At 71.0% G+C, this 21,772-nt stretch carries 21 protein-coding genes and 1 pseudogene; 13 read left to right on the top strand and 9 right to left on the bottom strand.

The window, feature by feature from the left end:
* The first annotated feature begins 242 nt into the window (after window positions 1-242).
* Window positions 243-1,328 (top strand): S-(hydroxymethyl)mycothiol dehydrogenase, encoded by a 1,086-nt coding sequence (locus AB0O15_RS39550; protein ID WP_364330346.1) that lies wholly within the window; start codon window positions 243-245, stop codon window positions 1,326-1,328.
* The gene (locus AB0O15_RS39545; protein ID WP_364330343.1) at window positions 1,328-1,909 is read left to right on the top strand and encodes an MBL fold metallo-hydrolase; all 582 of its coding nucleotides are present in this window, start codon (window positions 1,328-1,330) and stop codon (window positions 1,907-1,909) included. Before AB0O15_RS39550 ends, AB0O15_RS39545 begins: the two co-directional genes overlap by 1 nt.
* A 3-nt stretch (window positions 1,910-1,912) precedes the next feature.
* On the opposite strand, the gene AB0O15_RS39540 is transcribed toward AB0O15_RS39545, so the two are convergent.
* Entirely contained in the window at window positions 1,913-3,259 is a 1,347-nt protein-coding gene (locus AB0O15_RS39540; protein WP_364330340.1) for a trehalase family glycosidase, read from the bottom strand.
* A gap of 138 nt (window positions 3,260-3,397) precedes the next feature.
* Window positions 3,398-4,468 (bottom strand): DNA polymerase ligase N-terminal domain-containing protein, encoded by a 1,071-nt coding sequence (locus AB0O15_RS39535; RefSeq protein WP_364330337.1) that lies wholly within the window; start codon window positions 4,466-4,468, stop codon window positions 3,398-3,400.
* Between the two features lie 66 nt (window positions 4,469-4,534).
* Here AB0O15_RS39535 and AB0O15_RS39530 point away from each other — a divergent pair, with 66 nt between their 5' ends.
* The gene (locus AB0O15_RS39530; RefSeq protein WP_364330335.1) at window positions 4,535-5,203 is read left to right on the top strand and encodes a helix-turn-helix transcriptional regulator; all 669 of its coding nucleotides are present in this window, start codon (window positions 4,535-4,537) and stop codon (window positions 5,201-5,203) included.
* Window positions 5,204-5,314: 111 nt separating this feature from the next.
* Here the strand turns inward: AB0O15_RS39530 and AB0O15_RS39525 are convergent, their stop codons facing one another.
* Window positions 5,315-5,704 (bottom strand): VOC family protein, encoded by a 390-nt coding sequence (locus tag AB0O15_RS39525; protein WP_364330332.1) that lies wholly within the window; start codon window positions 5,702-5,704, stop codon window positions 5,315-5,317.
* Window positions 5,705-5,845: 141 nt separating this feature from the next.
* Here AB0O15_RS39525 and AB0O15_RS39520 point away from each other — a divergent pair, with 141 nt between their 5' ends.
* The 3 genes from AB0O15_RS39520 to AB0O15_RS39510 all read left to right on the top strand — a co-directional run bounded on the left by AB0O15_RS39520 (window position 5,846) and on the right by AB0O15_RS39510 (window position 9,630).
* Window positions 5,846-6,955 (top strand): FAD-dependent monooxygenase, encoded by a 1,110-nt coding sequence (locus AB0O15_RS39520; protein WP_364330329.1) that lies wholly within the window; start codon window positions 5,846-5,848, stop codon window positions 6,953-6,955.
* Between the two features lie 123 nt (window positions 6,956-7,078).
* The gene (gene ctaD, locus AB0O15_RS39515) at window positions 7,079-8,839 is read left to right on the top strand and encodes a cytochrome c oxidase subunit I (RefSeq protein WP_364330326.1); all 1,761 of its coding nucleotides are present in this window, start codon (window positions 7,079-7,081) and stop codon (window positions 8,837-8,839) included.
* Between the two features lie 125 nt (window positions 8,840-8,964).
* Entirely contained in the window at window positions 8,965-9,630 is a 666-nt protein-coding gene (locus AB0O15_RS39510; protein WP_364330323.1) for a uridylate kinase, read from the top strand.
* 19 nt (window positions 9,631-9,649) lie between these two features.
* Here AB0O15_RS39510 and AB0O15_RS39505 read toward each other — a convergent pair whose 3' ends face one another.
* The 5 genes from AB0O15_RS39505 to AB0O15_RS39485 form a co-directional block, all read right to left on the bottom strand.
* The gene (locus tag AB0O15_RS39505; RefSeq protein WP_364330320.1) at window positions 9,650-9,889 is read right to left on the bottom strand and encodes a hypothetical protein; all 240 of its coding nucleotides are present in this window, start codon (window positions 9,887-9,889) and stop codon (window positions 9,650-9,652) included.
* Window positions 9,890-10,366: 477 nt separating this feature from the next.
* Window positions 10,367-11,737: an MFS transporter gene (locus AB0O15_RS39500; RefSeq protein WP_364330317.1), complete on the bottom strand. Its 1,371-nt coding sequence runs from the start codon at window positions 11,735-11,737 to the stop codon at window positions 10,367-10,369.
* Window positions 11,738-11,806: 69 nt separating this feature from the next.
* A complete protein-coding gene (locus AB0O15_RS39495) occupies window positions 11,807-12,388 on the bottom strand; it encodes an isochorismatase family protein (protein WP_364330314.1) in 582 nt (193 codons plus the stop codon).
* A gap of 9 nt (window positions 12,389-12,397) precedes the next feature.
* Window positions 12,398-13,675, bottom strand: a complete 1,278-nt coding sequence (locus AB0O15_RS39490) for a nicotinate phosphoribosyltransferase (protein ID WP_364330311.1) — start codon at window positions 13,673-13,675, stop codon at window positions 12,398-12,400.
* 9 nt (window positions 13,676-13,684) lie between these two features.
* Window positions 13,685-16,294, bottom strand: a complete 2,610-nt coding sequence (locus tag AB0O15_RS39485; protein ID WP_364330308.1) for a LuxR C-terminal-related transcriptional regulator — start codon at window positions 16,292-16,294, stop codon at window positions 13,685-13,687.
* Window positions 16,295-16,430: 136 nt separating this feature from the next.
* Between AB0O15_RS39485 and clpS the strand changes: the two genes are divergently transcribed.
* The 5 genes and pseudogenes from clpS (at window position 16,431) to AB0O15_RS39460 (ending at window position 19,123) form a co-directional block, all read left to right on the top strand.
* Entirely contained in the window at window positions 16,431-16,721 is a 291-nt protein-coding gene (gene clpS / locus AB0O15_RS39480) for an ATP-dependent Clp protease adapter ClpS (protein ID WP_364330305.1), read from the top strand.
* A 13-nt stretch (window positions 16,722-16,734) separates the two neighbouring features.
* Window positions 16,735-17,235 (top strand): DUF2017 domain-containing protein, encoded by a 501-nt coding sequence (locus AB0O15_RS39475; RefSeq protein WP_364330302.1) that lies wholly within the window; start codon window positions 16,735-16,737, stop codon window positions 17,233-17,235.
* Between the two features lie 59 nt (window positions 17,236-17,294).
* Window positions 17,295-17,782: pseudogene (locus tag AB0O15_RS39470) on the top strand (M67 family metallopeptidase).
* A gap of 55 nt (window positions 17,783-17,837) precedes the next feature.
* A complete protein-coding gene (locus tag AB0O15_RS39465) occupies window positions 17,838-18,152 on the top strand; it encodes a MoaD/ThiS family protein (RefSeq protein ID WP_364330299.1) in 315 nt (104 codons plus the stop codon).
* A gap of 5 nt (window positions 18,153-18,157) precedes the next feature.
* Window positions 18,158-19,123: a cysteine synthase gene (locus AB0O15_RS39460; protein ID WP_364330296.1), complete on the top strand. Its 966-nt coding sequence runs from the start codon at window positions 18,158-18,160 to the stop codon at window positions 19,121-19,123.
* On the opposite strand, the gene AB0O15_RS39455 is transcribed toward AB0O15_RS39460, so the two are convergent.
* Window positions 19,120-19,509: a hypothetical protein gene (locus tag AB0O15_RS39455; RefSeq protein WP_364330293.1), complete on the bottom strand. Its 390-nt coding sequence runs from the start codon at window positions 19,507-19,509 to the stop codon at window positions 19,120-19,122. The two genes, AB0O15_RS39460 and AB0O15_RS39455, sit on opposite strands and share 4 nt — an antisense overlap.
* Window positions 19,510-19,773: 264 nt before the next feature.
* On the opposite strand from AB0O15_RS39455, the gene AB0O15_RS39450 reads away from it, so the two are divergent.
* Both AB0O15_RS39450 and AB0O15_RS39445 read left to right on the top strand, forming a co-directional pair.
* Window positions 19,774-20,520, top strand: a complete 747-nt coding sequence (locus AB0O15_RS39450) for an MBL fold metallo-hydrolase (RefSeq protein ID WP_364330290.1) — start codon at window positions 19,774-19,776, stop codon at window positions 20,518-20,520.
* 36 nt (window positions 20,521-20,556) lie between these two features.
* On the top strand, window positions 20,557-21,753 hold the full coding sequence (locus AB0O15_RS39445; protein WP_364330287.1) for a glycosyltransferase: 1,197 nt from the start codon (window positions 20,557-20,559) through the stop codon (window positions 21,751-21,753).
* Window positions 21,754-21,772: the final 19 nt, after the last annotated feature.

Raw genomic sequence — 21,772 nt, 5'->3', positions numbered from 1 at the left:
CTGCGGCGTGGCCCAGAGCGCGCCTGACGGCAGCCGCGGGACGCCGACATACAACACCGGTATGACGGCGTTCCGCGGCCGACGTCAGCCACACTCTGGACCTCGCCTCGCACTTGGCCGGGTGATGGGGCAGGCCTTGGATGGGCCCACAGATCGACGCGAAGCCCCTGTGGATAACTCGGGACCCATGCGCGATCCGTGATTGGATTCAAGCGCCGGTTCCGAAGGAAAGGTGGTTCGTCGTGAGTCAGCAGGTTAAGGGTGTCATCTCCCGGGCCAAGGGCGCGCCGGTCGAGGTGACCACGATCGTCGTGCCCGACCCCGGTCCCGGCGAGGCGGTGGTCAAGGTGCAGGCGTGCGGCGTCTGCCACACCGACCTGCACTATCGCGAGGGCGGCATCAACGACGACTATCCGTTCCTGCTCGGCCACGAGGCGGCGGGCATCGTCGAGTCGATCGGCGAGGGCGTGACCGACGTCGAGCCGGGCGACTTCGTGGTGCTCAACTGGCGTGCCGTCTGCGGCACCTGCCGGGCCTGCGCCAAGGGCAAGCCGTGGTACTGCTTCAACACCCACAACGCGAAGCAGAAGATGACCCTGGAAGACGGCACCGAGCTGTCGCCGGCCCTGGGGATCGGCGCGTTCGTCGAGAAGACGCTGGTCCACGCGGGCCAGTGCACCAAGGTCGACCCGAAGGCGCGCCCGGCGGCGGTGGGCCTGCTCGGCTGCGGCGTGATGGCCGGCATCGGCGCGGCGATCAACACCGGCGGCGTGGGCCGTGGCGACTCGATCGCGGTGATCGGCTGCGGCGGCGTGGGCGACGGCGCGATCGTCGGCGCGGCGCTGGCCGGCGCCACCACGATCATCGCCGTCGACACCGACGACCAGAAGCTGGAGTGGGCGCGCAAGTTCGGCGCCACCCACACGATCAACGCCAAGGGCGCCGACGTGGTGGCCGAGGTGCAGAAGCTGACCGGCGGCTTCGGCGCCGACGTGGTGGTCGATGCGGTGGGCCGGCCCGAGACCTACAAGCAGGCGTTCTATGCCCGCGACCTGGCCGGCACCGTGGTCCTGGTGGGCGTGCCGACGCCCGAGATGACCATCGAGCTGCCCCTGCTCGACGTGTTCGGGCGCGGCGGGGCGTTGAAGAGCAGCTGGTACGGCGACTGCCTGCCGACCCGCGACTTCCCGATGATCACCGAGCTCTACCTGCAGGGCCGGGTCGACCTGGACGCGTTCGTGACCGAGGAGATCCGGCTCGACCAGGTCGAGGACGCCTTCGGCAAGATGCACCAGGGCGGCGTGCTCCGCTCGGTGGTGATCTTCTGATGCGGGTCGACCACGGCGTCACCAACGGGACGTTCTCGCTCGACGGGCACACGTTCGAGGTGGACAACAACGTCTGGGTGGTCGGCGACGACGACACCTGTGTGGTGATCGACGCTCCCCACGACATCGACGGGATCCTGAGCGTGGTCGGCGGCCGGCGGGTCACGGCGATCCTGCTGACCCACGCCCATGACGATCACGTACGGGTGGCGCCCCGGCTCGCCGAGGCCACCGGGGCGTCGCTGCACCTGCATCCGGCCGAGGAACCGCTGTGGAAGCTGACCCATCCCGACCGCCCGATGCCCGAGCCGCTGGCCGACGGGCAGGAGATCGCCGGCCTGACCGTGCTCCACACGCCGGGTCACAGCCCGGGGTCGGTCTGCTTCTACGCTCCCGACCTGGGCTGCGTGTTCACCGGGGACACGCTGTTCCACGGCGGGCCGGGCGCGACCGGGCGGTCGTACAGCGACTACGACACCATCGTGACGTCGATCCGCGAGCGGCTGCTCACCCTGCCGACCGCGACCGTGGTCCACACGGGCCACGGCCGCGACACGTTGATCGCCAACGAGACGGTCTGATCGTCAGGCGGCCGCCGCGTACGCCCGCACCGACTTGTCGGCCAGCAGGTCGAGGGTGAGCGCGGCGGTCCAGCTGAACTGGCCCGCCCCGATGCCCTCGCCGGTGTCGGGGTGGAAGTACTCGTAGTGCCCCGACCGGTGCACCAGGCGCAACATCGAGGTGCGCAGGTCCTCGGCCTCGTCGGCGAAGCCGTGCCGGGCCAGGCCACGGCGCAGCAGCCAGTTCACGTTGATCCAGATCGGCCCGCGCCAGTACCGCAGCGGGTCGAAGCCGGGCGCCGTGCGGTCGTAGCTCGGCACCGGCAACGTGGTCTCGCCGGGCAGCCCGAACCGGGCCGACCGGGCCTCGGCCAGGATCGCCTTGGCGTACTCGGACGGCAAGCCGGGCAGGATCAGCGGCAGCAGCCCGGTCACGCAGTGGGCGGGGCTGAGCGTCCCCGTACGCACGTCATGGGCCTTGAAGGTCTGCGCGCTCTCGTCCCAGAGCCGGTCCACGATCGCCGCGGTGATCGCCCGAGCGCGGGCCTTGTGCACCCCGGGGTCGGCCCCGACCACCTTGGCGATCTTGGCCAGCGCCACCTCGGCCGCGCCCAGGATCGAGTTGAAGCCCGGGCACTCGACCACGAAGTCGTGCCGCCGGGCCAGCTCGTGATCCGAGTAGCCGGACTCCTTGTAGGCCACCACGAGATGCATGTAGCGGGCGTAGTCGAGGTCGGTCGGCCGGTGTGCGGCGTCGGCGACGTCGAGGTCGCGGCGGTGGAAACGGCGGAGCAGGTCGAGGTCGGCCGGCGCGCGTGACATCGCGGAGTCCCAGGCCGGGCTGTTGTCCACGCCCGACTCCCACGGGTGGACCAGGCTGGCCAGCCCGCCGCCGCCCGCGTCCCGCCGGGCGGTCAGGTATTCCTGCTGCCGGACCAGGCGCGGGTAGAGCCAGGCCAGTTCCTCGGTGGCCTGCTGGGCACAGGCCGCGCCGTGTGACGTGGAGCGACGGTAGACCTCCCACGCCGCGATCGCGTGCATCGGCGGCTGGACCAGGCTGGTGCTCCCGCGCGCGGGCCGGCTGGCGTAGGCCGGCACGTCCCAGAAGCTCGGGCCGGGGAAGTAGTCACCCTCGGGCACGGCGGGGTCGAAGACGATGTGGGGCACGCGGCCGTCCGGCCACTGCGCCTCGAAGAGGCTGCGCAGGTCGCGCCAGGCGCGGGCCGGGTTGTAGTAGGCGAGTCCGATCGCGATGAAGGCGGCGTCCCAGCTCCACTGGTGTGGGTAGAGGAGGCGGGACGGGACCATGTGGTCGTTCGACCAGTTGGCATCGAGAACGTGGACGGCGGATTTCCAGAGTTCGGCAGACATCACGTTGTTCACTGGTCGGGTCGTCGGGCTGGCTGTAGCTAGATGCATCTCAACATAGACCCTTCCCGCCGTAACACCGTCGTCATTCCCTTGTCATCGGCTGGTCATGCCTCGGCTGCAGAGAAATACCGGCCCGGGTCAGGGGGAGATCAACAACCAGTCCCGGCTTCGCCGGCCGGGGAGGTACGCGGAATCGAGGCGTTTCGCCACCACGCCGGGGAGCCCTTGAGCCGTGGCCGCGTCCAGCGCGAACGCGCCGCCGCCCGGGAAGAACGGCGGCGTCTGCCAGTGGTCGCCGGCCACACCCAGATCCTCGAGCAGTTCCCGTCGCTGGGCGTAGCCGACCGCCTCGACCGTGCTGTGGCCCTCCAGCCAGAGCAGGTCGTACGCCAGGAACTGCACCGGCGCCCGCTCGGACTGACGCTTCGCCGCGCCGGCGTCCTTGGGTTCGGTCCGCTTGGCCAGCAGCGCCGTCGACGGCGTGGTCCCGTCGAACGCCACGATCTCGCCGTCCAGCACGGCCTCGGTGGGCGCCATCGCGTCGCCGAGCGGGCGCAGCTCCGGGTACCAGGCCGTGACGTCGGTCGCGCGGTCGTCGAGCAGCTTGAGCCGGCCGCCGGAGACGAACGCGATCGTGCGCCGCCCGGCCCAGCTCAGCTCGTACCCCCAGGCCTCGTCGTCGGGTGGAAGCCCGGCCCGCCGCGTGGCCGTCATCGGCGCGATCACCTCGGGCATGCTCTCCCAGCCGGGCTCCGGCGGATCCATCCGCCGGACCATCCAGTCCTTGCCGCCGGTCTGGAAGAAGACGTAGCGCCCCGCGGTGCGGTCGCCGTGGAACGTGACGCTTATCTCGTCCGAGCGCCATTTGTCGGTTTCGTAGGTGCCGGTGTCGTGGATGAGCATCCGGCCGCCGCCGTACTCGCCGGCCGGGATCTCGCCGTGGAAATCGAGGTACTCGAGTGGGTGGTCCTCGGTGTGTTTGGCCAGGTTGTTGCGCTTCTGGTCGCGGGGGAGGCCGCGCGGGACGGCGAACGAGACGAGGACGCCGTCGCGTTCCAGCCGGACGTCCCAGTGCAGGGCGCGGGCGTGGTGCTGCTGGATGACGAAGCGGTTCTCGAGGGCCTTGGCCTCGGGTTTCGCCTCAGGAACCGGTTCCGGGGTGCGCTTGGCATCCCGCTTGCGGCGGTATTCGTCGAGGCGGTCGCTCACGGTGGTGATTGTCCCGCGCGCCGTGCCGCGGAGGAAATTGTCGTACGTGTGTGCCAGGGTCAGGTCATGTACTCGGAACGACCCGCCGACGGTCTGCCACAGGTGATCGCCTGGCGCTCGCTCAGGCCGCCGGGTGGTCGCCAGACGCGGGTGCTGCCCGACGGCTGCATGGACCTGATCTGGCACGAGGGCGAGGTGTTCATCGCCGGGCCCGACACCGCCGTGCAACATCATCCTGCCCGCGTCCCGGGCCAGACCTTCGGGCTGCGGTTCGCGGCGGGTACGGGTCCCCAGGTGGTGGGCGTGCCGGCCGACGAGTTCACCGACCGGCAGGTCCCGCTCGACCAGGTCTGGTCGCCGGCCGAGGTGCGCCGCGTCGCCGAGTCCCCGACGCCCGATGAGGCTCTCCGCGCGGTCGCCATGGCCCGCTGGCGGCCGCCCGACCCGGCGTTGGTCGAGGTCGCGGCGCGGGCGCGGGCCGGGTGGCCGGTCGACGCGATCGCCGAGCGGCTCGACCTCAGCGCGCGACATCTGCAGCGCCGGGTCAAGACCGCCTTCGGGTACGGGCCCAAGATGCTGACCCGCATCCTGCGCATGCAGCGGGCGCTCGCGCTGGCCCGCGACGGCACGCCGTTCGCCTCGGTGGCGGCGCTGGCCGGCTATGCCGATCAGGCCCACCTGTCGCGTGATGTCCGGGCGTTGGCCGGCGTGCCGCTACGCTCGCTGGTCACGTGACCCGCGGCTTCGCCTGAGCCGCGACTCACACCTGATTCGCGGCTCACCCTGATCGTGACTGACCCTGATCCATGGCTCACCCTGATTCGCGGCTCACCCTGATCCGTGGCTTCACCTGGTCCAGGCGAAGAGGTCGACGATCCGGCCGTCCGGGTCGGTGATCTGGGCGTACCGCTGGCCCCAGGGTGCGTCCCACGGTTCCTTGTGGCTGGCGTAACCGGCCTTGACCAGGTCGGTGTGCACGGTGTCCACCTCGGCCGCGGTGTCACAGAGGAAGGCCAGGCCGCCGGCGCCCTCGGGCATCGGCGTCCACTCGGGATCGAGTTCCTTCAGAGAGGCGTACGAGTCGAACATCAGCCGGATGCCGCCGGGCAGAACCGCCTCGGCGTGCGGGCCGGCGTCCTGCTCGGTGGGAATGTCCAGGCCGAGCGCACGGTAGAAGGCCAGGGTCGCCGGCAGGTCCTCGGCGGCCAGGCCGATCGCGTTGAAAGTAGGAGCCATGACCATGACACTACGAACGGTGTCGTCTGTCCGTCTTGAACAAATCGGACGCCGACTTGATCGCGGGTTCCCCGCCCCGGTGGCGGCGGGTAGTGTCTTGGCTCCGACGCGTGTCCATCTCTCCTCGGAGGCGTTGCTCCGATGACCATGCGCATCCTCGTCGTCGGCGCCGGTATCGCCGGTCTAGCCGCGGCCAGGGGCCTGCGGGTGGCCGGCTTCCGGCCCGACGTGGTCGAGGAGCTGCCTGCCTCGATGCTGCCCGGCGCCGGGATCTACCTGCCCGGCAACGCGACCCGAGCGCTGCGTGTGCTCGGTCTCGACGCGCCGCTGCGGCCGCTCGGCGACCTCATCTTCCGGCAGGTCTTCTGCGACTCGACCGGCGGTCAGCTCTTCGAGCTCGACGTCGCGGCGCTGTGGGCCGGCGTGGGCGAGTCGCGAGCCCTGGCCCGGGCCGAACTCCAGCAGGTGCTGCTCACCGGCGTGGGTGGCGAGGTGCGCTACGACACCGCGGTCACCGACCTGCACATCGTCGACGGCGCCGCCAAGGTCGAGTTCTCCAGCGGCCAGATCGCCGAGTACGACCTGGTCATCGGGGCCGACGGGCGGCGCTCCGCGGTCCGGGCCAAGGCCGGTCTGGGCGGGCCGGCGGTGTCCACCGGCCAGATCGTCTACCGCAGCGTGGTCAACGGCGGTCCCCAGCTCAGCGACTGGACCGCCCTGCTGGGCGAGCGGTCGTCGTTCACCGTGATGCCGATGGGCAGCCGGCGGCTGTACTGCTATGCCGACGAGACGCCCGAGCCCGGCACGCCCAACCCGGACGACCCGCGGGCGAGGCTGCGCGAGCTGTTCGCCGGTTTCGGCGGCCCGGTGCCGGCCATCCTCGACGCGGTCGAGAAGGTGCAGGTCGCCCGGACCGACGAGGTGGTGCTCGAGCGCTGGTCACGCGGGCCGGTGGTGCTGGTCGGCGACGCCGCGCACGCCACCGCGCCGACGCTCGCCCAGGGCGCGGCCATGTCGTTCGAGGACGCCGTCGTGCTCGGCGAGGTGCTGCGCGCCACGCCCGACGACATCCCGGCCGCGCTGGCGGCGTTCGAGGAACGCCGGCGGCCCCGGTGCGAGCAGGTACGCACGAAGACCCGGGAACGGGACGAGACCCACGACGTGCCGCCCGCCGAACGTGACCCGATGCTCCGCAGCCGCGGCCAGGCGATCTTCGCTGATCAGTACCGGGAGCTCGTGCAGCCCCTCTGACGGCACGCCGGGGTTTGGTCACCCCGCGCCCGGGAAGACCGGACGGGGGACTATTCTGCCTGCGAGGCACGCCTTTTCCTTCTGGCGTACTGAGAGGGACGAACGAGACACCGGAGGCTATTCGTGACGACCGTCGCGCCTAAGCCGATCGTGACCCGGCCCTGGCCGGTCCGACCCCAGGTCAAGGGTTCGGCGATCGCGCGGATCCTGCGCACGACGGATGCGAAGCAGATCGGGATCATGTACATGATCACGGCCTTCGTGTTCTTCCTGCTGGGCGGCCTGATGGCGCTGCTGATGCGCGCCGAGCTGGCCCGTCCCGGCATGCAGTTCCTGTCCCCTGAGCAGTACAACCAGCTGTTCACCATGCACGGCACGATCATGCTGCTGTTCTTCGCGACGCCGATCGTGTTCGCCTTCGCCAACTTCGTGGTGCCGATCCAGATCGGCGCGCCGGACGTCTCGTTCCCGCGGCTGAACTCGTTCGCGTACTGGCTCTACCTGTTCGGCGGCACCATCGCGATCGGCGGGTTCCTCACGCCGGGCGGCGCGGCCGACTTCGGCTGGTTCGCGTACACACCGCTCAGTGATGGTCTGCACTCGCCGGGCGTCGGCGGCAACATGTGGGTGGTCGGCCTGGCGATCTCCGGCCTCGGCACCATCCTCGGTGGCGTCAACATGATCACCACGATCCTGACGCTGCGCGCCCCCGGCATGACGATGTTCCGGATGCCGATCATGACCTGGAACATCTTCGTGACCAGCCTGCTGGTCGTGCTGGTGTTCCCGTTCCTGGCCGCCGCGCTGTTCGCGCTCGCCGCCGACCGCGTGCTCGGCGCCCAGGTGTTCAACGTCGAGACCGGCGGCCCGATGCTGTGGCAGCACCTCTTCTGGTTCTTCGGCCACCCCGAGGTGTACATCGTGGCGCTGCCGTTCTTCGGCATCATCACCGAGGTCATCCCGGTGTTCAGCCGCAAGCCGGTGTTCGGCTACAAGGGCCTTGTCTCGGCGACCCTGCTGATCGCGGCGCTGTCGATGAGCGTGTGGGCCCACCACATGTTCGTCACCGGCCAGGTGCTGCTGCCGTTCTTCAGCTTCCTGAGCTTCCTCATCGCCGTACCCACCGGCATGAAGTTCTTCGTCTGGATCGGCACCATGTGGCGCGGCCAGATCAGCTTCGAGACCCCGATGCTGTTCGCCATCGGCTTCCTGGTGACGTTCCTCTTCGGTGGCCTGTCGGGCGTGCTGCTCGCCGCCCCGCCGATCGACTTCCACGTGTCCGACTCGTACTTCGTCATCGCGCACTTCCACTACGTGCTGTTCGGCACGATCGTGTTCGCGGTGTTCGCCGGCATCTACTTCTGGTTCCCGAAGATGTTCGGGCGAATGCTCGACGACCGGCTCGGCAAGGTGCATTTCTGGCTGACGTTCATCGGCTTCCACGCCACCTTCCTGGTGCAGCACTGGCTGGGCACCGAGGGCATGCCGCGCCGGTACGCCGACTACCTGCCGTCCGACGGCTTCACGTTCCTGAACACGTTCTCGACGATCGGCTCGTTCGTGCTCGGCGCGTCGACGCTGCCGTTCCTCTACAACGTCTGGAAGTCGTACAAGGTCGGCGAGCTGGTGACCGTCGACGACCCGTGGGGCCACGGCAACTCCCTGGAGTGGGCCACGTCCTGCCCGCCGCCGCTGCGCAACTTCGACCGCATGCCGCGCATCCGCTCGGAGCGCCCCGCATTCGACGCGAAGTTCCCCGAACTGGCCGCCGGCGCCAGCGTGGCCGGCCCACCCGAGGGCGGCTCCCGCCCGCTGACCAGCGAATCCGACGGCGGAGCGACCTACCAGGAAGACCTGGGCAGCAACGTCGGCGAAAAGAAGTAGCGCCCTCCCGATCCCCGATACGGCCCGCCGGCTTCCCGGCGGGTCGTTTCGCGTCACGACCCCCAGCTAGTGGCGGGCGCGCATATGGTCGGCTCGACACGGCGACCTTCAGACGGGGGCAGGACATGGACCGCGATGAGGTGGTCGGCCGACTGGCTGAGGCGGTCGGGTCGGTCACGGTTCCGCACCCGACTCGGGTTGCCATCGACGGGCCGCCCGCCGCCGGCAAGACCACGCTTGCCGACGAGGTGGCCGTCGTGTTGCGCACGCGGGGCCGCGACGTCATCCGCGCGACGATCGACGACTTCCTCTTTCCGCGGGCCCAGCGCTATCCGCGCGGTGAGTACTCGGCCGAAGGCTGCTACTTCGACACCCACGACTACGACGCGCTGAACCGGATGCTGCTCGATCCGCTCGGCCCGATCGGGGATCGACGCGTCCAGGACGCGGTCCACGACCGGGCAACGGATACCGCGATTTCCCCGCCGGTCATGACTGTCGCCGCCGACGCTGTGCTGCTCTTCGACGGGGTCTTCCTCATGCGCCCGGAACTGGTCGACCGGTGGGATCTGCGCGTCTTCGTGTCGACGGCGCTCGAGAAGACCGTGGAACGGGCCGTGATCCGGGAGCGCCGGGTGTCAACCCGGGCCGAGGTCGAGCGGCGCTGGCGTGAGCGTTACATCCCCGCCCAACAGCTCTACTTTGCTGCGGTACGCCCGGCCGATCACGTCGACATCATCGTCCACAACGACGAGCCCCAGCAGCCGGTGTGGGAAACCCGAAGACGCTGACGAGCGGCCGGGGGCCGATTCAGGGGCGGAGGGCGTTGAGGAAGGTGTCCAGGTTGGCGGCCAGGTTATGCAGGTGGGCCAGGGCGCTGGTCACCTCGGCGGCGCCCAGAGGGGTGTCGGGGCGGCGGGTGGCGTTGTAGTCGAGCCAGCCGCCCAGGCCGTCGATCCAGCCGGCGAAGACCCAGGGCTCGGCGGGGATCTCGGCGCCGGTCGCGTCGAGGTAGGCGCGGATGATTCGGGTGAAGCGGGCCGGGTCCACGTGCGACCAGTCCAGGGCGAAGCCGACGGCCTCGTGGGCCAGGGCGATCGGGCCGGCCGCGTCCCAGTCGACGGCCAGCAGGGCGCCCTCGGGGGTCAGCAGGGTGTTGGGCTGGTCCAGGTCGCGGTGGCTTGACGATCATTCGCTTGACCGCGAAAGCGCCGTCGGCGGTGACCACCCGCCAGAGCTCGTTGGAGAGCCCGCCGGTCACCTGTTCGGGCTCGCCGGTCAGCCGGCCCAGCCCGAACGCCTCCGCCACCCGCTCGATCGCCACCTCCCGATCCTCGCCCGTCCGACGCCCGCCATTCAGGCCCTTTTCCCGTCACGCTCGATCAGCTGCAGCCGGTGGTCGGCTCGCTCGGCCGCCCGGCAACCACGGTCGTGGGCCTACACCTGCCTGGCGCACCCGTGCCCCGGTCCAGTCCCGTGGAAGCGCCCGCCCCGACCTGAAGGACGCGCGGCGCGGCGCGGCGCGGCTTAGCGCAGCGGGGCGGTTTCGGCGGGCGAGGCCGGGTCTGGCGTGACGGGAGGGCCGGAGGCGGAAGGCTCGGCGGCGGCAGGGTCGGCGGCGGGAGGGGCGGCGGCGGGAGAGTCGGCAGCGGAAGGGTCCGCGGCGGTCGGGTCCGCGGCGGAAGGGGGCGGAGTGGGGGCGCGGGAGAGTGGCTCGGCGGCGGCGGTTCGGCGGCGGCGGCGTTCGGCGGGGAGGACGGCCAAGGCCACCACGACGCCGATGGCGCCGACAGCGGCGAAGCCCCACGGTGGGGACTGCCAGTCCATGACCACGCCGGCCAGGGGAGCGCCCAGGGCCACGCCGACCGTCAGGGCCGAGTTGTGCCAGCCCAGGGCCTCGCCCCGGGCCGCGGCGGGGATCATGCGGCTGACCGCGTCGGCGGTGGCGGTGATGGTGGGCGCGCAGAGGGCGCCGGCGGGCAGGATGAGCAGGGCCAGCAGCCACCAGTGGTCGCCGCCCAGGCCGACCGGAATGGTCAGCACGGCCATGGGGGCGAACAGCAGCAGGGGCGGCAGGCCCTTGCGGATCGTGCCGTAGAGGAAGCCGCCGACCAGGGAGCAGGCGGCCCAGATGCCCAGCACGGCGCCGGTCCAGGCGATCTCGCCGGACTCGCGGAGGACCGCCACCACGGCCACGTCGGTGCCGCTCAGGACCAGGGTCGACGCCGCGGTGATGGCCAGGACGCCGATCAGGCGCGGGGTCAGCCACTGGCTGCGCGGGATGCGGGCGGCGCCGGCCGACGGCGGGGCCTCGTCGTGGGCCCGGATCGGCGGGTTCAGCAGGAACAGGCCGACGCCGGAGATCAGGATGCCGCTGCCCACCGCATACATGGCCGTGTGGGCGCCGGCCGTGGTGGCGATCAGGACGCCCAGGGCGGGACCGGCCATGAAGCTCAGCTCGGTGGTGATCGAGTCGAGGGCGAAGGCGGGGAGGCGATGGGACTCGGGGGCCAGGGCGGCGATCGACTGGCGGGCCACGGCGAACGCCGGCAGGGCCAGGAAGCCGCCGATCAGGGCGGCGACCAGCAGGGCCCAATAGGGCATGTGGGGCGCCGAGAACCAGAACATCACCTCGGCCACGGTGGTGAGCACCAGCACCGGGCGCAGCCCGCGCCGGTCGGTGACGCGGCCCATCACCGGCGCGCCGAACGAGCCGCCGACCGTGAAGGCCGTGCCGACCAGGCCCGCCAGGAAATAGCCCAGCCCGAGATCTTGCACCACGTGCAGCGTGATGGTGACCGCGCCGGCGGTGATCGGCACACGGGCCAGCGTGGCCACCACCAGCAGCGACTTGATGCCGCGAAGGGCGAGGGTCTCTCGGTAAGGCGTGAGTGTCATGACGGTCCTAACCTCCGTCAGACATCCTCTCGGGTCGGTACGACAAGTTTCGAGCGAGTTAGACGGGGATCACGTCACGTCGACAACGGGCGTGCCGGTCGTCGCGACCCCGGCCGCCGCAAAAGCGTCGAGCGCAGAGGAAGTAGTCGATGGAGCCACCCCGGCGGTCAGTTCCAGCAGCACGGTTGTGGCGAACCCCGCGGCCGAGGCATCGAGCGCGGTCGCCCGTACGCAATGGTCGGTAGCGATTCCCACCACCTCGACCTCCGTCACCGAGCGGGAGCGCAACCAATCGGCCAGGCGGTCCCCGGTGGAGGTCAAACCCTCGAAGCCGGAGTACGCGGCCGCGTGCGCGCCCTTCTCGAAGACCGCCTCGATGCGGGAGGTGGCGAGTTCGGGATGGAACTCGGACCCGGGCGTGCCGACCACGCAGTGGGCCGGCCACGAGTCGACGAAGTCGGGATGGTCGCTGAAGTGGGCGCCCGGGTCGACGTGGTAGTCCTTGGTCGCCACGACGTGGTCCCAGCGGTCACCGGCGCGGTCGAGCACCAGCGAGATCCCGGCGGCCACGGCAGCGCCACCGGACACCGCGAGCGAACCGCCTTCACAGAAGTCGTTCTGCACATCAACAATGATCAATGCACGGGTCATGGTTCCCCCTCAGGCGATCGTGACCGGAATGGCGGGGTCGCCCGCGGAGAGCTTAAGGCCCTCCCACGGGATCGAGATGAGGCATTGACGGAGATGTTCGCGTCCCTCGGCCAGGGTGGGCGCGGGCAGGACGTCGCCGCCCGCGATGAACGCGCGCTGGAGCAGGCGGTCGTTCACCTCATGATCGGGTACGCCCTGGGAGACCACGATCTCCTCGGTGGCCGTACCCGTCGGCTTGTGGCGCCGCACGGCGGTCTTGCGCCCGCCCACGGTCGCCTTGTTCTCGGACCGCTTGACCACCGGCCGCCCCTCGACCTCGACCAGCTTGTAGACCAGACCGGCGGTCGGCGCCCCGGAACCGGTGACCACGGCCGTGCCGGCGCCGTAGATGTCCACCGGCTCGGCGGCCAGCGAGGCGATCGAGTATTCGTCCATGTCGCCGGAGACGACGATCTTGGTCTCCGTGGCGCCGAGCGAGTCGAGCAGCTCACGGGAGTGTTGGGCCAGCACCGACAGGTCGCCCGAGTCGATGCGTACGGCCCGCAGGTCGGGCCCGGCCACCGCGATCGCGTTGCGGATGCCCTGGGCGATGTCGTACGTGTCGACCAGCAGCGTGGTGTTCTTGCCCAGCGCGGCCACCTGGGACGCGAAGGCGGTCGCCTCGTCGTCGTGCAGCAGCGTGAACGCGTGGGCCGAGGTGCCGGTGGTCGGAATGCCGTAGGTTCCGCCCGCGGCCAGGTTGGAGGTGCTGGCGAAGCCGGCCAGGTACGCCGCCCGCGCCGCGGCCACGGCGGCGCTCTCGTGCGTACGCCGGGAACCCATCTCGATGATCGGACGCCCGCGCGCGGCAGTGACCATGCGGGCCGCCGCGGCCGCGATCGCGCTGTCGTGGTTGAGCACGGACAGGATGAGCGTCTCGAGCACCACGCACTCGGCGAACGTGCCGGAAACGGTCAGGATGGGTGATCCGGGGAAGAACAGCTCACCCTCGGCGTAACCGCCGATGTCGCCGGTGAAGCGGTAGTCGCGCAGCCAGGCGATGGTGTCCTCGTCGACGATCCGGGCCGACCGCAGGAAGTCCAGCTGGGCCGGCTCGAACCGGAAGTCGCGGATCAGGTCGATCAGCCGCCCGGTGCCGGCGACCACACCGTACCGCCGGCCGGTCGGCAGCCGGCGCGCGAAGACCTCGAAGACGCTGCGCCGGGCGGCGGTGCCGTCCCGCAGCGCGGCACTGACCATGGTCAGCTCGTAGTGGTCGGTCAGCAGCGCGGTCGCATAGTCCTTCACCAGCTCACTCTATTGCGGCAGAGATCGAAGCGCCGGGGCGAGCTCCACCCGGCCGTTGACCCCGAGCTTGGCGTAGACGCGCTGGAGGTGGTTCTCGACCGTACGCGGGGACAGGAAGAGCTGATCGGCGATCTCCCGGCTCTTGGCGCCGTCCGCCGCCAGTTCCGCCACCTGCCGTTCCCGGGTGGTCAGCGCGGGCTGGACGGTGCGCAGGGCGGGCGTACGCAGCACGTCGCACCGGGCCAGCACGTCGCCGAGCAGCGTGGACGCGGCCAGCGCCTGCGGGTCGCGGGCGCCGCGGAACAGGCGGACGGCGCCGGCCGCCGCCTCGGCCGCGAAGGTCAGGTAGCCGCGCGCCTGGAAGTCGCGGGCGATCGCCAGCAGCCCCTCGGCGCTGGCGTCGGCGGCCGCCCGCGCGTGCCGGAGCAGCAGCGGCGCGACCGGCCCGCCGGGCACCGCGTCGAGCAGCGCGGCCATCCGGTCGGCGGCCAGCTCGGGCCGGCCCAGCCGGACCAGGTCGTGCAGGACCAGCAGCTCGTGCCCGGCGAACCCGTCCGCCCGCAGCCGCTGGACCAGATCCTGCAGCAGCCTGACGGCGCCGATCGAGTCGCCGGTGCAGGCCGCGACCCAGGCCCGGGACGAGGTGACCCACGGGTAGTCGGGGCCGTTGTTGGAGCCGGGCGACCGGTCGGCGACCGCGAGCGCCTCGCGGGCCACCTCGGTCTCGCCGCGCAGCGCCGCGACGTGGGCCCGGTAGGCGTGCACGTTGCCGTCGTACAGCCGGTTCGACGCCAGCGCCGCGCAGGCCTGCTCGCACGCGGCCAGGGCCACGTCGGTGCGGCCGCGCACCCACGCGGCCTGGGCCTGGAGCAGCGACACCCACGCCGACCCGACGCCGAAGCCGCCGGTCTGGGCCAGGTCGGCGAACTCGTCGGTGAGGATCCGGTCGATGCCGGGCAGGTCGAGCGCGACGCTGACCCGGGTGCCCAGCGCCATCGGGAGCACGAACTGGAGGGTGGGGTTGTCCCGCCGCCACGCGCCGGTGTCGGCGGCCACCGCGGCCAGCAGCTCGACCCCGGCCGCCGGGTCGCCGCCGGCCGCGGCCAGGAAGGCCAGCACGCAGCGGGCCATGTCCTTGGCCGGGGTGCCGGCGGCCGGGTCGGCGAGGACCTGGGCGGCGAGCCCGCGGGCCGGCGCGAGCTGGAGGAGCTGCATGCGCATCAGCGACTCGACGGCGCGGCCCCGGGCCCGGTCGGCCGGGTCGTCGAAGCGCGCGCGGGTCAGCTCGTCGACCGCGTCGGCCCGGCCCAGCCCCCAGAACGCCACCGTGGCCAGCGCGATCGTCCGGCGGGCGGGCGGGCCGTCGGCGGCCCGGTTCAGCGCGGTCACCGCCTCTTCGGGGCGGTCGGCGAACAGCAGCACGGTGGACAGCAGCTCGGCCGCGTCGTAGCCGGCGCCGCTGGCCCAGGCCGCGTCGGCCAGCCGGTGGGCCAGCCGCAGATCGAACCGGCCGAACGCCTGGACCGCCGCGTCGAGCAGCATGGCGCCGTCCTGCCCGGTGCCCGAGTCGAGCCGCCACACGGCCAGCCGGAGCAGGTCGTCGCGGCGGTGTGAGCCGGTGCCCTCGACCAGGTCGGCCAGGGTGGCGTGCAGGCGGCGGGACCGGGTGGCCGGGCAGTGCTGGCGGACCACCTCGCCGTAGAGCGGATGGGCCAGGCGCACGTCGCGGCGGCGGCCGTCCTCGTACACCCGGATCAGGCCGCGGACCTCGGCCGCCTCGACGTCGGCCGGCACGCAACCCTGGAGCACCAGGTGCAGGCCGATCGGCTCGCCGAAGGCGACCAGCTCGAGCACGTCGCGGACGCCGGGGGTCAGCCCGCCGACCCGGGCGTCGACCAGGTCGGCCAGGCTGGGGGCCAGGGTGAGTTTGCCGGTCCAGCGCCACAGGCCGTACGAGCGGGTGATCTCGCCGCCCTGCCTGGCGGCCATCACCAGCTCGCGCAGCAGCAGCGGATTGCCGCCGGCCAGCCGGGCCAGCCGCTGCGCCGAGCCGGCCTCCAGCGGCCCGCCGAGCATGGTGACCAGCAGCTGGCGTGACTCCTCGGTGCTCAGCGGGAGCAGGTCGGCGTGTTCGACCACGCCCTCGGTCCACAGCGCGGCGATCGTGGCCGGCGCCTGCTCGCCGGTGCGCCGGGAGCCGAGCAGCGTGGCCCCCTCACGGACCAGGAGGTGGATCAGCGCGGCGGAAGTGCGGTCGAGCAGGTGTACGTCGTCGACGGCGAGAACCACCCGGCGGTCACCGGCGCCGGCCCGGAGCGCGTCGGCGGCCCAGCGCAGCAGCCCCGGTGCGGACAGCCCGACCGGCGGGTCGGCCGGGAGCACCTGGGCCAGGCTGCCGAAGGGCAGGCCGGTGGCGCCGATGGTGGCCGAGGCGGAGAAGATCGCGTACTGATCGGCCGGCAGCACCCGGGTCGCCTCGCACAGCAGCCGGCTCTTGCCGATGCCGGGATCGCCGCTGAGGATCAGGCCCCTGGTTTCGGTGCTGGAGGATGCATTGGCCGCGGCTCGGATGAACCGGTCCAGATCGCCGGTCCGGCCGACGAAGTCCCAGTTGCCCACCCGGCCAGCATATCGAGATCCGTCACGGTCATGTCACTACCTGTGGCTCTGGCAATCGGACTGTAGATCGCTTCGTGACCTGCGATTGAGGGGCCACATTCCACGGTTCGGCCCTTCCGGTGGCACGATGGTGGGCATGGCGCTGCCCCAGGTCGCTCCCGTTGAGACGCCGGAGGTCGAGGAAGTACCGGCGGACGACCGGCCCTGGGTGACGATTGTCTGGGACGACCCGGTCAATCTGATGTCGTACGTGACCTGGGTTTTCCAGAAGCAGTTCGGCTACAGCCGGGAAAAGGCCGAGAAGCTCATGCTGGACGTGCATCACAAGGGCAAGGCGGTGGTTTCCACCGGTGCCCGCGAGCGGATGGAATTGGACGCCTCGCAGTTGCACGGATACGGTCTGTGGGCGACGGTCGACCGGGCGTGAGGGTGGACTAGACATGTTCCGACGCAGCGGCGGCGAGTGTGTGGCCGCGTTCGCCATCGACGAGGTGCGGGTGCTCCGCAAGGTCGCCGGTGAGGTTGTCGACCTGCTCACCGACGGCTTCGACCGGACCGACCCGGTGGTCGACCGGCTCTTCCCGGACATCTACCCCGATCTGCCCGAAGACTCGGCCGAGTTCCGGCAGTACACCGAGGGCGAGCTCAAGACCGGCAAGATCGACCAGGCCGGCGCGATCCTGGCCGCGCTGCCGAGCGACGGCCCGGGTGAGGTTCGCCTCGACGCCGAGACGGCCGAGGCCTGGCTGCGGGCGATCAACGACGCGCGGCTGGCCATGGGCACCCGCCTGGATGTCAGCGCCGACACCGACCTCGGCGACGAGCTGGACGACGCGGTGCTGCACGACCCCGCCTCCAGCCGGGTCTTCCAGCTGTCGGTGTACGCGTACCTCGGCTATCTGCAGGAATCGCTGCTGAACGCGCTGCCCGAGATCGACTAGCGCGGCGTGTGGTCACGGCCACGCGCGGCGACCGGAAATCCCACGGTAATGTGAAAAGCGTGCTCACCATCGACAGCGCGATCGTCAAGGCGATCGTCGACCACGCCCGCCGGGACCACCCCGACGAGGCCTGTGGCGTCGTCGCCGGCCCGATCGGGAGCGACCTGCCGACCCGGCACATCGCGATGGACAACGCCGCCCGCTCGATGACCTTCTACGAGTTCGACTCGATGGAACAGCTGCGGGTCTGGCGCGAGATGGACGACAACGACGAGGAACCGGTCGTCATCTACCACTCCCACACGGCCACCGAGGCCTATCCGTCGCGAACCGACATCTCCTTCGCCGGTGAGCCCGGCGCCCACTACCTGCTCGTCTCGACACGTGATCCCGAGCTTGAGGAGATCCGGTCGTTCCGTATCGTGGACAGTGTGGTGACCGAAGAAGAGGTCAACATCGTGGATGCGACGGTAGACGTGTGATGGGAACGGTACAGACGTACATGTTCGGGCAGAGCCCGGCGTCGGTGTTCTACGAGTGTCGCTGAGCGACCTCCACCCGACCCTGCCTCGAACACTTCCCAAGGAGCATTGAAAAAAGTCATGGCTATCGAAGTTCGCGTTCCCACCATCCTGCGCAGCTACACCGGCGGCCAGAAGGTCGTCGAGGGCGCCGGCGTCACCCTGTCCGGGCTGATCGATGATCTCGACGCCAAGCACAGCGGCCTCAAGGGCCGGCTGATCACGCCCGAGGGCGGGCTGCACCGCTTCGTCAACATCTACGTCAACGACGAAGACGTGCGCTTCCTCGGCGCGCTCGACGCCAAGGTCTCCGACGGTGACTCGGTCACCATCCTGCCGGCGGTCGCCGGTGGCGCGCTCGGCTTCGCGGCCGTCGCGGCTCTCTACGGGGGCTAGTCGCCATGGCTCGCTACGAGAGCCTCCTGGACGCAGCCGGGGGCACGCCGCTGGTCGGCCTGCCCCGCCTGTCGCCGACGGTGCCCGACGGGGCGCCGCCGGTGCGGCTGTGGGCCAAACTGGAGGACCGCAACCCGACCGGCAGCATCAAGGACCGCGCGGCGCTGTTCATGGTGCGCGAGGCCGAGGAGGCCGGCCGGCTCCGCCCCGGTGACACGATCCTGGAACCGACCAGCGGCAACACCGGCATCTCGCTGGCCATGGTGGCCAAGCTCCGCGGTTACCGGCTGGTCTGCGTGATGCCCGAGAACGTCTCGGCCGAGCGCGTCCAGATCCTCCGGATGTACGGCGCCGAGATCATCTTCTCGCCGGCGGCCGGCGGGTCCAACCAGGCCGTCGCCACCGCCAAGCAGATCTCGGCCGAGCACCCCGACTGGGTGATGCTCTTCCAGTACGGCAACCCGGCCAACGCCCGCGCCCACTACGAGACCACCGGCCCCGAGCTGCTGCGCGACCTGCCGACGATCACCCATTTCGTGGCCGGGCTGGGCACCACCGGCACGCTCATGGGCACCGGCCGCTACCTGCGCGAGAAGGTGGACGGCGTCGAGATCATCGCCGCCGAGCCACGCTACGGCGAGGTGGTCTACGGGCTCCGGAACATCGACGAGGGGTACGTTCCCGAGCTGTACGACGCCACGGTGCTGAACCGGCGCTTCTCGGTCGGCACGCGCGACGCCGTCCTGCGTACCCGTCAGCTCGTCGAGGTCGAAGGGATCTTCGCGGGCTTCTCCAGCGGCGCGATCCTGCATGCCGCGCTGGCCGTCGCGCACGAGGCGGTCAAGGCGGGCCGGCGCGCCGACGTCGCGTTCGTGATCGCCGACGGTGGCTGGAAATACCTGTCCACCGGCGCGTACGGCGGCACCCTGTCCGATGCGGAGGACGCCCTCGAAGGGCAGCTCTGGGCCTAGTGCGCCACCGCGATGAGGACGGCGCCGCTCAACGGTAGGGCGGCGCCGGCCAGGAAGAGGTACGGCAGCACTCGGCGGTGGATCGACAGGAACGCCCCGACCACCAGGGCCACGCTGGTCAGGCCGAGCAGGGCGAGCACCGGCACGTACCAGCCGGGGACGCCGCCGAGCACCGAGACGAAGGCACGCAGGCCGACGCCGACCCCGATGAGTCCGAGCGCCGACGCGTAGAGCGACATGGCGAGCAACCGCCGTGTGCCCGGCGCCGGATCGTCCGCCGCGGGGAAGCGGAAGAGCAGGTCGCGGTCATCCGGATCGGTGGTCGGGACATCACCCTCCCAGCCGAAGGGCACCACTGCGCTGGGTGAGTCCAGGTCGGTCGTCATTCGTCTCCGTAAGGGTAGTCGCCTCACGGTGTGCAACGCGGAAGCCTTACGAAGAGTCACGCATCTTACGGAGACCGAGGTCACGAGGGATGTGATGTACGTTGTCGATTTAGCGACAAATCGATCAGACCTTAACCCGGCGCGCTGGTCCGGGCGTACGCTTCGCAGCGTGATTGACTGGTCTCTGACTATCACCACGGGCCGGTCGCGCGGGGCTTGGTTGACCGGGCGTGGGTCGACGGGGCGTGATTCAGGGGTATCCGTATGCGACTGACCGTTCTCGGCTGCGCCGGCAGTTTTCCCGGCCCCGAGTCGGCCTGTTCCGCGTACCTTCTGGAGGCTCAGGGCTTCCGGCTGCTCCTTGATTTCGGCTCGGGATCACTGTCCGCTTTGCAGCGCTACGCCGGGCTCAATGCGGTAGATGCGATTCTCCTCACTCATCTGCATTGTGATCACATGTCCGACGCGTGCGATTACGTGGTGGTCCGCCGCTACGACCCGCAGGGCCCGCTGCCCAAACTGCCGGTCTACGCGCCGCTGGGCGCGGCCGAGCGCATCGCCGCCGCCTACAGCCCCGACGCCGAGCCGGTCGACGACGTCTACAACTTCTTCCGGCTCGAGCCGGGCACCTTCCCGATCGGTCCGTTCACCGTCACCGTCGACCGGGTCAATCACCCGATAGAGACCTACGGAGTACGCGTTGAGCAGGGCGGACACGTCCTGGCATACTCGGCCGACACCGCGCCCTGCGATGCTCTGCTGCGACTCGCCCAGGGCGCCGACCTGTTCCTCTGCGAGGCGAGCTACCTGGACGGTGTGGACAATCCACCTGACATACACCTGACCGGGGGTGAGGCGGGTGAGGCGGCGACCAAGGCGGATGTCGGTCGCCTTCTCTTGACCCATTTGGTATCCGCATGGGGGAGTGAGGCATCTACTGTGGATGCGGCATCGGCCGCATACGCCGGTCCCGTTGAGGTCGTGCGGCCCGGCAGCCGCTACGATCTCTGAGCCCCCCGAGTTTGACCCCCCTTGGAGTGCACTGGCATGCGCATTGTCCGGCTGGCCAACTTCGTCTCGGCTCGGTCCAGTGGTCTCCGTACGGCACTGCGCTACCTGGGTGAGGGCTACCAGCGGGCCGGTCACGAGGCGATCCTGATCGTTCCCGGTCGTCGCGCCTCCGACGAGATGACCGAGCAGGGCCGGGTGATCACCCTGCCCGGCACGGTGCTGCCACGCACCGGCGGCAACCGCGTGCTCGCCGGTCGTCGCGAGATCAGCCGGCTGCTCGAGCAGCTCGAACCCGACCGCATCGAGGTGTCCGACCGCTCCACCCTGCGCTGGACCGGCAAGTGGGCGCGCGAGCGGGGCGTCGGCTCGATGATGGTCTCCCACGAGAGCCTGGCCGGGCTGCTCGGCGTCTGGGGCATGCCCGCCCGCGAGGTGCTCGCCGACCGGCTCAACCGCGCCACCGCCGAGATGTACGACCAGATCGTCTGCACCACGGCCTTCGCCGCCACCGAGTTCCGCCGGCTCGGCGTACCCAACCTGGTCGAGGTCCCGCTCGGCGTCGACCTCAGCATGTACCGGCCCGGCGCCGCCGACCCGATGGTCCGCGCCCGGTATGCCCGCCCCGACGAGATCCTGGTCGTCTACTGCAGCCGGCTCTCCGCCGACAAGCGCCCCGAACTGGCCGTCGACACGATCGCCGCGATGCGCGCCATGAAGGAGCCCGCCGTCCTGGCCGTGGCCGGTGACGGCTCCCGGCGGGCGGCGCTGGCCTACCGCGCAGCCCGGCTCCCGGTGCGCTTCGCCGGTCACGTCAGCGACCGGGCCGCCGTCGCCGCGCTCCTGGCCAGCGCCGACGTGCTGGTCGCGCCCGGTCCGGTCGAGACATTCGGGCTGGCCGCGCTCGAGGCGCTGGCCTGCGGCACCCCGGTGGTGGTCAATCAGGCGAGCGCGTTGCCCGAGGTGGTGGGCGAGGCGGGCGTCGCGGTTCCGGGTACGCCGGAAGGGTTCGCCGAGGGCGTACGCCGCCTGATGGCCCGCCCCGAGCAGGAACGCCGCGCCGCCGCACGGGCCCGCGCCGAACTGTTCGGCTGGCCGCAGGCCGTCGAGGGCTTCCTCCGCGCGCACGGTGTCGAGGCGCCGGCGATCAGCCGTCAGACCCGCGCCACCGCGGCCGCCCTGCGCCCGGCCGCCCCGGTCGGCACGATGTCCAGCGCCTGGGCATCCCGCGGCTAGCGCGGCTCCCCGATACGCA

This window comes from Actinoplanes sp. NPDC089786 (genome assembly GCF_040684855.1).
GTDB lineage: Bacteria > Actinomycetota > Actinomycetes > Mycobacteriales > Micromonosporaceae > Actinoplanes.
This window is presented reverse-complemented; position numbering and strand designations above follow the sequence as displayed.